The sequence below is a fragment of the Listeria ivanovii subsp. londoniensis genome (assembly GCF_000763495.1).
Lineage (GTDB): Bacteria > Bacillota > Bacilli > Lactobacillales > Listeriaceae > Listeria > Listeria londoniensis.
This window is the reverse complement of record NZ_CP009576.1, coordinates 1859097-1872988: the sequence shown is the minus strand read 5'-3', so window position 1 is coordinate 1872988 and position 13892 is coordinate 1859097. Positions and strand designations below refer to the sequence as shown.

General features: G+C 36.8%; 10 protein-coding genes. 9 read left to right on the top strand and 1 reads right to left on the bottom strand.

What is annotated here, in order from left to right:
* The first annotated feature begins 22 nt into the window (after window positions 1–22).
* A complete protein-coding gene (locus JL53_RS09110) occupies window positions 23–511 on the top strand; it encodes a CcdC family protein (protein WP_003719947.1) in 489 nt (162 codons plus the stop codon).
* A 172-nt stretch (window positions 512–683) separates the two neighbouring features.
* Entirely contained in the window at window positions 684–1202 is a 519-nt protein-coding gene (locus tag JL53_RS09105; RefSeq protein WP_038407451.1) for a hypothetical protein, read from the top strand.
* Window positions 1203–1246: 44 nt separating this feature from the next.
* Here the strand turns inward: JL53_RS09105 and JL53_RS09100 are convergent, their stop codons facing one another.
* Window positions 1247–1855, bottom strand: a complete 609-nt coding sequence (locus tag JL53_RS09100) for a lysophospholipid acyltransferase family protein (RefSeq protein WP_003719945.1) — start codon at window positions 1853–1855, stop codon at window positions 1247–1249.
* A gap of 113 nt (window positions 1856–1968) precedes the next feature.
* Here JL53_RS09100 and JL53_RS09095 point away from each other — a divergent pair, with 113 nt between their 5' ends.
* The 7 genes from JL53_RS09095 (at window position 1969) to JL53_RS09065 (ending at window position 13892) form a co-directional block, all read left to right on the top strand.
* Entirely contained in the window at window positions 1969–3093 is a 1125-nt protein-coding gene (locus JL53_RS09095; protein WP_003719944.1) for an exonuclease SbcCD subunit D, read from the top strand.
* The gene (locus tag JL53_RS09090) at window positions 3090–6161 is read left to right on the top strand and encodes an SbcC/MukB-like Walker B domain-containing protein (RefSeq protein WP_038407450.1); all 3072 of its coding nucleotides are present in this window, start codon (window positions 3090–3092) and stop codon (window positions 6159–6161) included. Before JL53_RS09095 ends, JL53_RS09090 begins: the two co-directional genes overlap by 4 nt.
* 85 nt (window positions 6162–6246) lie before the next feature.
* The gene (locus JL53_RS09085; protein ID WP_038407449.1) at window positions 6247–9465 is read left to right on the top strand and encodes a DEAD/DEAH box helicase; all 3219 of its coding nucleotides are present in this window, start codon (window positions 6247–6249) and stop codon (window positions 9463–9465) included.
* Window positions 9465–9887 carry a general stress protein gene (locus tag JL53_RS09080; protein WP_003719941.1) on the top strand — a complete coding sequence of 141 codons (423 nt, stop codon included), beginning with the start codon at window positions 9465–9467 and terminating at the stop codon, window positions 9885–9887. The genes JL53_RS09085 and JL53_RS09080 overlap by 1 nt, the downstream gene beginning before the upstream one ends.
* Window positions 9888–9899: 12 nt before the next feature.
* On the top strand, window positions 9900–10703 hold the full coding sequence (locus JL53_RS09075; protein ID WP_003719940.1) for an STAS domain-containing protein: 804 nt from the start codon (window positions 9900–9902) through the stop codon (window positions 10701–10703).
* A gap of 155 nt (window positions 10704–10858) precedes the next feature.
* On the top strand, window positions 10859–13561 hold the full coding sequence (gene acnA / locus JL53_RS09070) for an aconitate hydratase AcnA (protein WP_038407448.1): 2703 nt from the start codon (window positions 10859–10861) through the stop codon (window positions 13559–13561).
* Between the two features lie 97 nt (window positions 13562–13658).
* Complete coding sequence (locus JL53_RS09065; RefSeq protein ID WP_003719938.1) at window positions 13659–13892, top strand: hypothetical protein; 234 nt, start codon at window positions 13659–13661, stop codon at window positions 13890–13892.

The window sequence follows — 13892 nt, the reverse complement described above, 5'->3', positions numbered from 1 at the left end:
AGATTAGTAGGGGGAATTAGTTGTGTCATTAGTTATTTCAATTATTATTACACTTGTTTTTGGAGCTGGAATTATTATGATTAGAATGAAAGCATCCAAACGACCAGCAAGTGTGAAAGGGATTATCATACCACCAATAATGATGTCGACAGGCGCGCTTATGTTTGTCATTCCTTTTTTCCGTGTATCATGGATAGATATTTTAGAGGCTATTGCGATGGGGCTTGTATTTTCCATTATATTAATTTGGACAACGAAATTTGAAGTTCGCCATCAATACGTTTTTATTAAACGAACAAAAGCTTTTCCAGTTATTTTGATGGGATTACTCCTTATTCGAATTTTTATTAAGTACTGGATTAGTGGATCTTTAGAAGTTGGGGAATTGTCCGGAATGTTCTGGATTATGGCATTTGCGATGATTGTACCGTGGCGAATTGTGATGTATTTCCAATATAAAAATACAGAAAAAGAACTTAGTAAAGTAGAAGTTAATGCAGACTATGAATAATAGTGAAAGCATTTTCGAAAACTGCTTGAATTATGCAGTATGAATAGCTTATAATGAATAATGTTACATCGTGAGTAATGTTACTTGCCGGATGGGTGAAGCAAATCCGAGACTGACGCGGCCAGTTAAAAAAGGGCTTCCGAGTTTGGCTTGAAAAAAGGAGGACAAAAGCATGAAAAAATGGTTATTAGTAGTCTTAACTTTAGCACTAGGTTTGTCGCTTGCGGCTTGTTCTGGTTCTAACAGTTCAGACAAAAAAGAAGATACTAAGAAATCTGAAACAACCAATGTGAAAGATGATGTTCTAAATTATTATATGTCTTTAGTAGATGTAATTGACACAAATAATGCAGATTATAATGCATATGTAGCAGCAGTTGGTGCAGATCCAAAACCTGGTGAAGCAGAACTAGCAGCACTTGCAAAACCTGCAAGTGAATCTGCATTAAAAGTTTCTGAAACACTCGCTAGTCAAAAAACACCTGATCTTGGTAAATATACAGATGATTTCAAAACAGCTGTAGAAGACTTAAGTATTGCATACAAACAAGAATCAGATGCGCTTAAAGCTAGCGGACGCGATACAACAAAAGCAGACGAAGCAATGACTAAAGCAGATGAAGCAATTGCCAACGTACTAAAAGAAGCAGGACTTAACCCTTCAAGTATTACAACAGATACAGCTTCTTGATAACAAAGAAAGACAGTTTCCTTTTCGAAGGAAGCTGTCTTTTTTTATTTCTTTTTCGTTTGATTAATTTCATTTTGTAATTGTTCAAAAGTAGCCATTAATTCTTGAGATTTAACTTCTAGTAGCTCTTTTTGGTCAAGTTCGGTATCATTGAATAAGACGGGATCCCCAAAACGAATAATGATTTTTTTACGCTTTAAGATTTCACCGAATGTTTTTGGACCATCATAGACAGCAGGTAACATTGGAACTTTTGCTTTGTGAGCAATGGTTACTGCGCCCCGTTTTAGATGAAGATTCGTCGTTTTTCTTGTACCACTAGGAAAAATCCCCACTACTTTACCAGATTTCAACATCCGGATAGGTGCTTTAATGGCACTTGGTCCCGGATTGTCGCGATTTACTGGAAAGGCGTTTAAGTGCGTCATCAACCAGTTAAGCATTTTTCCTTTAAATAGTTCTTGCTTAGCCATATAATGGACAGGTGTTGGTGACAAAGCGAAACCAAGGTATAAGATTTCAATCCAAGAAGTATGTGTGGAAACGACGACATAAGGCGCTTCGATGATTTTGTCTTTATTTTGTACTTGAAATCGCCCACCAATAATAATTAAAATAAAATGAACGAGATTTTTTGCAAAATGATAAAACAACTTCTTCACTCCCAGTATTGCTAGTTTTTTTTAGACTATATCTAGTATACTTAAAAACAACAACTTTTGCATCAAAAATAAATAATCTTGCGGAAAAAGAAAAGAGGATAAGCATGAAATTTTTACATACAGCTGATTTGCATTTAGGGAAAATTGTTTCCGGAGTATCAATGCTTACGGAACAAGAATTTATTTTAGCCGAAATAACGAAAATTGCACAGGAAGAAAAAGTGGATGCGCTAATTGTGGCAGGGGACTTATACGATCGTGCTGTGCCACCAGCTGATGCAGTCAAGGTCTTAAATGATATATTAGTAAAATGGAATGTGGAGTTAGGTATCCCGATTTTTGCAATTAGTGGAAATCACGATAGTGCAGAACGATTGTCATTTGGTACGCAGTGGTATGCAAGTAGTAAACTCTATATGAAAGGAAAATGCAGTGCTGACTTTGAAGCAATTCCTTTTATGGATGCCGAAATTTGGCTTGTTCCTTACCATGAACCTGCTATCATTAGAGAGGCTTTTAAAGATCATTCGATTCGAAGCTTTGAAGATGCTATGCAAGCTGTAACAAAGCAAATTCGGGCTAAATGGAATCCAGCCAAAGCACAAATTTTAGTTGGACATGCTTTTGTTTCTGGTGGGATACCGAGTGACTCGGAACGACAACTGGCAATTGGAAATGTGGACCGTGTATCGACAAATTGTTTTGATGGTTTCACTTATACAGCGCTTGGTCATTTACACCATCCACATGCGATCAATCACCCGACCATTTTTTATAGTGGTTCTCCGCTCAAGTATTCTTTTTCGGAAGTGAATGATAAGAAGAGTGTGCGGATTGTTGAAATCGAAGGCAATTCGCTAGTTCGTGTGGAAGAGCGCTTGCTTACACCAAAACATGACATGCGAATAATTTCTGGAACTTTGGCGGAGCTTACAGAGAATTTGGTTGAAACTCCAGATGACTTTTTTCAAGTAAATCTAATGGATGAAGGTGCACTAATTGATCCAATGGGGAAATTGCGCCAATTTTATCCGAATATTTTACATTTGGAACGAAAAAAACAGCAACTAAAAGAATCACAAGCTAGTTTTGAAGAAGTGATGAAAAAAGATGATTTAGAACTGTTTGATCAATTTTTTGAATATGCGAATGGAACGGAATTAACCAATGAACAAAAACAAAAATTAACGGAAGTTTTTGAGCTTGCGAGAAAGGAAGAAGCAGAATGAGACCAATCAAACTAACAATGCAAGCTTTTGGTGCTTATGCTAAAAAAGAAGTGATTGATTTTGAAAAACTGGGAACCGAGCAAATCTTTGTCATTTCTGGAAAAACGGGTGCTGGGAAATCAACTATTTTTGATGCAATTAGTTTTGCGATATTTGGAAAAGCAAATACATTTGATAGAGAGAGTTTTTCGATGCGTAGTCATTTTGCGACGGATAAAGAACTTACAGAAGTGAAACTCATTTTTAGACTGAAAGAGCATATTTATCAGATTAGCCGTATTCCTCAGCAAGAAATTGCCAAACAACGCGGAAACGGGACGACAACTTCTCCTCAAAAAGCCGAATTATATGAACTGATTGGCGACGAAATGAAGCTGCTCGCAAGCTCAGTTCGAGATGTTAATACGAAAATGGAAGAGCTAATTCAATTAAATGTCGATCAATTTAGACAGATTTTGATGATTCCCCAAGGTGAGTTTCGTGAACTACTTGTTTCTGATAGTAAAGAAAAAGAAGTAATACTGCAACGACTTGCGCATACGCTTTATTATGAAAAAGTAGAAAATATTTTATGGGAAAAGCAAAAAGAAGCCGAAGTTTTAGTAACAGAAGCTAGGAAAAAAGTGGTCGAACTTGCGGAACTTAGCACACCTGGCGTAGAAGTTGCTGGGAAGACGACCGTCGAAATCAGTACACTACAAACCAAGCTTATTGCTCAAGAAGAAGGTCATTTATTCGATTTAGAACGGGAATTACTTGTTATCCGAGAAGAAACTAGTAAAGCAGTTGAAAAAGTGACGTTAGCGAAAGAACAGCTACTCGATTGGCATAATTTAGACTTGTATACAGAGGAAGTAGCATCACTTGAACAAGCAATGGATTATTATAAAACGATGGAAGAACGAGTTGAAAAAGCAAAAAGAGCGAGTAATTTACGTTCACAAGATGCCCTTTGTATTCGTTTAAAAGAACAATTACAGACAGCAGAAATGACTGAAAAACAAGTTACCACCGATGCTGAAAAAGTAGCAGAACAATTTGCAAACGCTAAAAAGCAAAAAGAAATACTTGCTGAACAAGAAGCTGAATACGAAAAAAACAAGCGTCATCTGTTCCAACTAGAAGAAATGGAACCGAAAATTATCGAACTGGAAACAATTACCGTGCAAAAACGTCGTGCCGAATTAGCGTGGAAAGAACAAGCAGATATTTTACAAAAAGTCATAACGAATCAGCAAGCGCTACTGGAAGAACTACATTTAGCAGAAACACAGTTGACTGAAATAACGAAGGCTGAATTAGCCAATCTAGAAGCCATCAACCAGCGAACAACCAGCGAATCGCTGATGGAAAAAAAACAAGAATTGTTAAATAAACGAACAAAAATGATTGCTTGGGAGAAAGAAAAGCAATCAGCAGAACAAACTTTAACGCAACTTTTTTCTGAAAAAGTAACTATGGAAGCGATGATAAAACAAGAAGAAGCAAAGTTCGAAAAAGAACAAGCTGCGATTCTTGCAGAACATCTACATGACGGAGAAGCTTGTCCTGTTTGTGGTTCTCATACGCACCCAGAACTGGCGACTTGGGGGGAGGCCGCTAATGTAGAAAAATTAGAAGCAGCAAAAGCAGATTTACAAGCCAAACAATTAACAATCTCTGCTACAGAAAAATCGATTAGTCAACTCGAATGGCAATTAAACGAGTGGGCAGATATTCAAGATTTAAGTTTAGCAGAAGTAGAAAAGCATTTGGCGGAACAACAGCAATCAGCAAATGAGCTAACAAAACAAATTGAGGAATTACAATTAAAAGTTGCTCAAAAAGAAACTATCCAAACAAAAATAACCACATTAAAGAACAAACAAACGGAAGCTGAATCAGAATTAAATAATATAGGTCAGCAAGTGGAAAGCTTACATCAACAGGTGCAATTAACTACAGGGAAGTTGTCTTATCTAGAACAATCTATCCCATCTAGTATGCGAGATAAGGCTAGCTTTGATCAACAGAAAAACACGCTTCAAGCGAATATTCAAAACCATAAAGAGAAAAAAGAGCGAGTAGATACAGCTTATCAACAAGCGGAAAAAGAAACTACAAGATTAGAGTCCACTTTAACCGTTGCCATTAAAACAACAGCTGATGCGAAGAGTGCTTTACAAATGCAACGAGAAATTTTTAAAGTGGCAATGAAGGAAAACCATTTTTCGAACTATGAAGATTATAAATATGCTTTACTATCAAATGAGGAGTTAACCAGTCTTGAGGCGCAAATATCTGAGTACCAGAAAAAACGTCATTTAGCGATATCTCGCCAAGCAGATTTAACTGCAAAATTAAAAGATAAACAAAAGCCAAATATCGAACAACTAGAAATTTTCATGAAAGAAAAACAACAAATATTAACAGAAGTAGAAGAAAAAACAATGAGGCAACGTCAACTAGTAACAAAACGTAAAGAACTCATAGAAAATTATCAAAAAAGCATTCAAACTGTAGAACAAGCGGAAATAAGTTATGCGGATATCGGTTTGTTGTCTGATGTAGCACGGGGGAAAAATCCACGTAGACTAACCTTTGAACGATATATATTGGCTTTATTTTTAGATACGATTATTCACCGAGCAAACCATCGATTATCGAAAATGACCAGTGGGCGATTTGAGCTACGGCGAAAAATTGAAAAAGCTAAAGGAAATGTTCAAAGTGGGCTAGAATTAGAAGTGTTTGATGAATATACAGGATTAACTCGCCATGTGAAGACACTTTCGGGCGGAGAGAGCTTTAAAACTTCACTGGCACTTGCTTTATCTCTAGCAGAAGTGGTACAAGAAATGGCTGGAGGGATTTCACTTGAGACAATGTTTATTGATGAAGGTTTTGGAACACTCGATCCAGAATCACTTGAAGTAGCAGTGGAATGTCTACTCGAAACTCAGGAAAATGGCCGTCTTGTTGGGATAATCTCACATGTTCCGGAGCTAAAAGAGCGGATTTCTGCAAGGCTTGAAGTAACCGCAACAAACCATGGTAGTACAACAAAATTTATGACATCTAATAGCTAAAAGACCGCCTGCATTGCCGACACTCGTCTTTTCCTATATAATAGTAGTTTAGAGTAATGGACGGTTTTTGGGAGGAAGAAAGTTAATGGAGCACTTTACCGCAGTTCAAAATAAAATGATTCCATATAGTGTTAAGCAGGCCGGGAAAAAATTGATGGAAGACGGAGAAATTATTCAGTTTTATGAAAAGGACGCAACTGGTCATTTCCTTACATATTTTATTGATCAAAATGTAGTGGAAGATGCTGGAAGTGAAAATTATGCGTGCAGTTGTGCAGATTTTCAGTTAAATGCGATTTGCAAGCATATTTATGCGACACATTTAAAAATGGAAAAAGAAAAACAAAAAGCAGCTAAACAAGATTTTAAAAATCGAATTCTTACACAAGAATCCAATACGCTTCTATCCCTTTTTCAACAAAATATGGCGCAACAACTCGATGTAGAAGAAGATAACACGAATAAAACACCGCTTCAGACGCAATATATTATTCGTCTGAAGCCAGATGATTTTAGCCATATCATGACTATCGAAGTGAAGGTTGGGACAGAACGAACGTATGTCGTGAAAAACATGAATACATTTCTTGCTGCAGTCCGTGACCGGCAGTGGCTCGTATTTACGAAGAATTTTGCTTATGACCCAAACGAACATTATTTTGCAGAAGCGGATAAAAAAATTCTAGAAAAGCTGCTTCAAATTAGTGAAATTGCGAAAATGTATGATACGGATACTTTTTATTGGAATAAATCTTATGCAGAAGAAAAGAACTTAACGATTCCGCCAAGTATGGCAAGTGGCTTATTAGAGCTCTTGTCTGAACGTGATACGATGTGTATTCTTATGAAAGATCGAGTGGAAGATATTAAATACCGCGGTCTAGCTGTTCGTCATGAGCAATTAGATTTCATTTTTGAACTTAGAAAAAGTGCTGATGATAAGTACCAATTGGAAATGGAAGATATACAGCAAGCAATCTTTTTGGAAGCATATCAACTCCTATTTTTTGATGGTACCTTTTTTATTCCAACACATGAAGTCTGGGAATCTTTAAAACCACTGATAGAGTTTCATAAAGTAACGAAAAATGAAGTCGTGCAATTTTCTGAGTCGCAATTAAGTGAAGTCGTTTCTTATGTTTTACCAGCTTTACAAAAGAGCGGAAAACTAAAATTAGACGATTCGATTGAAGGTCGTATCACGCAACAACCACTTGACTGCAAACTCTATATCGCATTAGAGTACGGCGAACATACTTTGCGACTAGAGTATCATTATGGCAATCAACAATTCGACCCATTTATTACAACAGAGGAAGAAAACGAAAAAATCATGATTCGTGATGTTGAAAAAGAAACACGAGTGATGAATATTTTAGAAAGCGCACCTGTTCATTTTTCTGGAACAAAAATGGTAGTGAACAAGCAAGAAAAAGATCTATATCAGTTTTATTATCGGACGATTCCAAAGCTTGCAGAATTTGCGGAAATATATATGGAAGATGGACTGGAAGAAATGGTGGAAGATAATGTTCGTCCTGTAACAACATTAGATGTTTCTGGCAACAATGATTATCTTTCCGTGACCTTTGATTTTAAAGGTATACCTGAAGAAGAAGTCCAAAATGTCCTAGAATCTTTACGCGAAAAACGAAGCTATCATCGTTTGAAAAATGGTCGTTTCTTATCACTAGAATCAGAAAACTATAAACAAATGGAAGACGTTCTCCAGATGCTTGAAGTTCGTAAAAAAGATGTCCAAAGTAATATGCAAGTCCCACTTTATCGAGGGATGCAAATTTATGATATTCTAGGAGCGGGAACGCAAGATGAACATCATAAATTTAGCCGGTCATTTCGCGAATTATTAACGGATATAACTACACAATCGGAAGACAGTTTTGATTTACCAAGAGGGTTAAAAGCGGAATTACGTGATTATCAACTGACAGGGTTTGAGTGGATGAAGTCACTTGCTAAATACAATCTTGGTGGGATTTTAGCCGATGACATGGGACTGGGGAAAACAGTTCAAACCATTAGTTTCTTAGCATCTGAATTAGAAAATAATCCGAACTTGAAACCAGTATTAATCGTTACACCAGCTTCTCTACTATACAATTGGCAAAGCGAACTTGAAAAATTTGCACCAATGATTCCTGTTACTGTTTTACATGGAACAAAAGAGTCGCGCATGGCTGAAATGAAGGAAATGAAACGTGGCCATGTTTATTTAATTTCGTATCCATCGCTTCGTCAAGATATTTTGAATCTCGCGGATGTCGCCTTTTCAAGTGTTATTATTGATGAATCACAAGCCATCAAAAATTATCATACAAAAGCTTCACAAGCTGTTCGAGCATTGAAACGGAACCATGTTTTTGCATTAAGTGGAACACCTCTTGAAAATAGCATTGATGAACTTTGGGCGATTTATCAAACATTAATGCCAGGATTTTTCCCATCACTACGAAAATTTAAAGAAATTCCATACGAAAATATTGCGAAAATGATTCGACCATTTTTACTTCGTCGTCTTAAACAAGATGTAGTAAAAGAATTACCTGATAAAATTGAGACGAACCTTTATTCTGAATTGACCGATGAACAAAAAACGATTTACTTGGCTTATTTAGAAAAAATTCAAGCTGACTTGGAAGAAAGTAGTGGCAATGCATCTGAAGAGCGGATTAAATTATTAGCGGGGTTAACCCGTTTACGCCAAATTTGCTGTGATCCTAGTCTTTTTGTCGAAAATTATCAAGGTGAATCTGGTAAACTACTACAATTATTTGATACAATACAAACAGCGAGAGAAAATGGTAAACGAATCTTGATTTTTTCTCAGTTCACTGGAATGCTTGCGATAATTCGCCGTAAGCTAGAAGAAGATGGTCAAACATTCTTCTATATGGACGGTAAAACACCATCGAGAACAAGATTGGATATGGTTAATTCTTTTAATGAAGGGGAGAACGATATTTTCTTGATTTCTTTAAAGGCTGGAGGAACAGGGCTGAATCTAGTTGGTGCCGACACAGTGATTTTATATGATTTATGGTGGAATCCAGCTGTAGAAGAACAAGCAACTGGACGGGCTCACCGAATTGGTCAAAAACGTGTTGTCCAAGTTTTCCGAATGATTACAAAAGGTACCATTGAAGAACGAATTTTTGATTTACAAAAGAAAAAACAAGCACTGGTGGATGAACTTATCCAACCAGGTGAACAAATGCTAGGAAAACTTAGCACAGAAGAAATTAAACAAATCTTACAAATGGATAATGGAAGGGCTGAAAAATAATGAAAAAATGGGAAGTATTTGCAGTTCAAAATGTCGGTGCAGCAGAGGAAATCATCGAAAAGTTAGTAAGTGAAGGCTATGAGAAAGAGGATATCTCCGTTTTAGCTAAATCGAAACATAATAAAAACTTAGAAACATTAGCGGAAAAAGAGAACATCGAAATCGAACGTCCAGTAAATGAAGAAGCATTTGGTATTATTTCTGGAATACTACAATCACTTAGTGGCGCAATTGTTATTCCACAAGCATATAATCCGAAATATGGTGCTTTATATGCAGCAGGTCCATTTGCCAAATGGTTCTCTAAGACAGATGATAAATCTGTCAAAAAATTATTAGAGGATTTTGATTTAACTGAAGAACAGATCGATAAAATGATTGGAAATTTACATGCAGACAATATTTTGATTTTTGCAAGGTAAGAAGGAGATATTATGCAAATTAGTCAAATATTAATTAGCCGCCGTGAAGAATTAATCGAAGCTTTTTATGAAGAATATTATACGAAAACAGATGAATATAAGTTACGACTTGATGCTGGTGAAGAAGAGGAATCTATTCGTTCATTAAGTATGAACTCTTGCGCCATGATTATAGATTCGATAACTGGTGCAAAAGAGCGTGATTTTAATACAATTGGCAAAAGGCGTTTCAATGATAAAACAGACATAAAGAAAATTCACCAGCACATGAGCGAAGTAGACAAATTAATTCTTGCAAAACTAATGTTGTGGAAAGAGCAAGAAGCGAATTTGTACACAGATATGGATATTATACAATTTATGATGGAAGTAAAAGACATATTAACTTCGATTCAACAACGTGTGCTAGAAGGATTCATGCAAGAAAATCGTAAAAAAGTAGCAGAGCAGCGTAAAGAAATCATTCAATTATCAACGCGAATTATCCCAATCACTGCAACGGTTGGAGTACTGCCAATTGTTGGTACATTAGATGATGATCGTGGTTATTTTATGAAAGAAAAAGCGATAGAGTCTGCTGATAAATTAAATATCGACACCATTGTGATTGATTTTTCTAGCGCGATTTTAAAAGACGATTTAGCTACGAAACACATGGAAGATATGATTCAATCCTTTAAATTAATTGGTTTGATACCAATCCTTTCTGGTATGCAGCCGAGTTTTGCTCAACGGACGATTCAGGTAGGTTCGAATATCTCCAAATTGGATTCATTTGGCTCCTTAGAACAAGCACTTAAGCACTTAGGAATATAAAATAAAGATGAATGACATTAAGTTGTCATTCGTTTTTTTGTTATAAGAAAAAGTTATTGAAATATAACAGATTCTCTTTGTTTACTTATCGCTGTTTTTTCAGTACAATAGGTAAGAGAGACCAATCGTTTCAAGAACTGAAGGAGGAAACGTGGATGACTAATTGGAAAGAAAAAGCAAAAGCATCATTCAAGCTAAACGACAAAACGTATCATTATTACAAACTTAAAACCTTAGAAGAGGATAAGCTTACAAACATTGAGAAATTACCATACTCTGTTCGTGTTTTACTAGAATCAGTTCTACGGCAAGCAGATGGTAGAGTGATTAAAGATACTCATATTGAAGATCTTGCGCATTGGTCCAAAGATGGTAATGACGGAGAAGTTCCGTTTAAACCTGCTCGAGTGATTTTGCAAGATTTCACCGGAGTTCCAGCTGTTGTTGATTTAGCTTCATTACGAAAAGCAATGGCGGACCTCGGTGGCGATCCTGAGAAGATTAATCCAGAAATCCCCGTTGATTTAGTAGTCGATCATTCAGTACAAGTCGACAGCTATGCCAATCCAGAAGCTTTAAAAATTAATATGGATCTTGAGTTCAAACGAAATATGGAACGCTATCAATTTTTAAATTGGGCACAAAAAGCATTTGATAACTACCGAGCAGTTCCGCCAGCGACTGGCATCGTCCATCAAGTTAACTTGGAATATTTAGCTAATGTTGTGATTGCAAATGAAGTAGCGGACGGTGAATTTGTTGCTTTCCCTGATTCACTTGTTGGAACAGACAGCCATACAACGATGATTAATGGCATCGGTGTGCTAGGTTGGGGTGTCGGTGGTATCGAAGCAGAAGCAGGGATGCTCGGACAACCGTCTTATTTCCCAATCCCAGAAGTTATTGGTGTCAAATTAACCGGAGCATTACCAAATGGAGCAACAGCAACTGATTTCGCCTTAAAAGTAACACAAGTATTACGGGAACAAAAAGTAGTTGGTAAGTTTGTAGAATTCTATGGTCCAGGCGTTGCAACATTACCACTTGCTGATAGGGCTACTGTAGCGAACATGGCGCCAGAATATGGTGCAACATGTGGCTTTTTCCCAGTGGATAAAGAAGCGTTAAATTATTTAAAATTAACTGGTCGTGATGCAGAACAGATCGAATTAGTAGAAGCTTATTTAGAAGCCAACGATTTATTCTTTACACCAGAAAAAGTCGAACCTAATTATACACAAACTGTCGAAATGGATCTTTCTACGATTGAACCAAATCTAGCTGGACCAAAACGGCCACAAGATTTGATTCCACTTTCTAAAATGAAAGATACGTTCCGTGAATCACTTACTGCTAAAGCTGGCAACCAAGGATTTGGACTAGATAAATCAAGTTTAGCCAAAGAAGTTACCGTGACTTTTGGTAATGGTGATAAGTCAACAATGAAGACTGGTTCTGTTGCGATTGCGGCGATTACAAGTTGCACGAATACTTCTAATCCATACGTCATGTTAAGCGCTGGTTTAGTTGCTAAAAAAGCAGTCGAAAAAGGCTTAGAAGTACCAAAATTTGTCAAAACATCCTTAGCTCCTGGCTCCAAAGTAGTTACTGGTTATTTAGAAAAAGCTGGGTTACTTCCTTATCTGGAAAAGCTCGGTTTTGATTTAGTTGGCTATGGTTGTACAACATGTATTGGTAACTCCGGACCACTAAAAGATGAAATTGAAGAAGCAATTCAAGAAAACGATTTACTTGTTTCTGCTGTTTTAAGTGGAAATCGTAACTTTGAAGGTAGAATTCATGCGCTTGTAAAAGCAAACTTCTTAGCATCACCACCACTTGTTGTTGCTTATGCACTTGCTGGAACAACAAATGTAGATATGTTAACAGAACCAATCGGACGTGGAAATAATGGAGAAGATATCTTTTTGGATGATATTTGGCCAAGTTCAGAGGAAGTAAAAGCACTTGTTCAAGAAACAGTAACCCCAGAACTTTTCCGTGAGCAATATGCCCACGTGTTTGATGAAAATGCAGCTTGGAATGCTATCGAAACAACAGAAGATGCGCTTTATAAATGGGATGAGGATTCCACATATATCGCCAATCCACCCTTCTTTGATAATTTAGCAAAAGAGGCAGGAGAAGTAGAAGCTTTATCTGATCTTCGGATTATCGGCAAATTTGGGGACTCTGTTACAACTGATCATATTTCACCAGCCGGAGCAATCGGAAAAGATACACCAGCCGGAAAATTCCTTCAAGATCAAGGTGTTGCTATTCGTGACTTTAACTCCTATGGCTCTCGCCGTGGACATCATGATGTGATGATGCGCGGAACTTTCGCGAATATTCGTATTAAAAATCAAATCGCTCCTGGAACAGAAGGCGGTTATACAACCTACTGGCCAACAGGTGAAGTGATGTCAATTTATGATGCATCTCGTAAGTATATTGAAAATAACACTGGTTTAGTGGTGCTTGCTGGCGATGATTATGGAATGGGATCCTCTCGTGACTGGGCAGCCAAAGGAACTAATTTACTTGGAATAAAAACGGTTTTAGCAAAAAGTTATGAGCGGATTCACCGTTCGAACTTAGTGATGATGGGTGTTTTACCACTTCAATTCCAACCAGGTGAAGATGCAGAGACACTTGGATTAACTGGTTCTGAAAGTCTTCAAGTAGAAATAGGCGAAGATGTAGTTCCTAGAGATATTATCCAAGTAACAGCTACTCGAGAAGATGGTAGCCAGTTTACTTTTAAAGCACTGGCAAGGTTTGACTCAGAAGTTGAAATTGACTATTATCGTCATGGTGGAATCTTACCAATGGTATTACGTGGAAAATTAAAATAAAGCTTAAAGAGGCGAATAGTGAATTCGTCTCTTTTTTAATGATACTTGCAAAAAGAGAACATATGTTTTATGATGGAGTAGTGAGAGGTGTGAAGGAATGCGATATCAGAAAGTTAGTTTCATTAGTACAGGAATTATTGCAGCGATTGTAGGTTATCTGATTTTTGCGAGCAATTATAAGCCAGAAGTACCTAATTGGTTACTTTTTTTGTTTTTAGCATTAAGTATTGCCGTTACTGTCAGCCAGTGGAAAGAACAGCGACTAATTTGGAGTTGTATAGGCCTTTTTATCGCCATTTCCATTAGTATTTATTATATTTTATCGATATAG

Coding starts and splice junctions, on each gene's coding strand:
- JL53_RS09105 (WP_038407451.1), top strand. CDS start 684: ATGAAAAAATGGTTATTAGTAGTCTTAACTTTAGCACTAGGTTTGTCG.
- JL53_RS09095 (WP_003719944.1), top strand. CDS start 1,969: ATGAAATTTTTACATACAGCTGATTTGCATTTAGGGAAAATTGTTTCC.
- JL53_RS09090 (WP_038407450.1), top strand. CDS start 3,090: ATGAGACCAATCAAACTAACAATGCAAGCTTTTGGTGCTTATGCTAAA.
- JL53_RS09085 (WP_038407449.1), top strand. CDS start 6,247: ATGGAGCACTTTACCGCAGTTCAAAATAAAATGATTCCATATAGTGTT.
- JL53_RS09080 (WP_003719941.1), top strand. CDS start 9,465: ATGAAAAAATGGGAAGTATTTGCAGTTCAAAATGTCGGTGCAGCAGAG.
- JL53_RS09075 (WP_003719940.1), top strand. CDS start 9,900: ATGCAAATTAGTCAAATATTAATTAGCCGCCGTGAAGAATTAATCGAA.
- acnA (WP_038407448.1), top strand. CDS start 10,859: ATGACTAATTGGAAAGAAAAAGCAAAAGCATCATTCAAGCTAAACGAC.
- JL53_RS09065 (WP_003719938.1), top strand. CDS start 13,659: ATGCGATATCAGAAAGTTAGTTTCATTAGTACAGGAATTATTGCAGCG.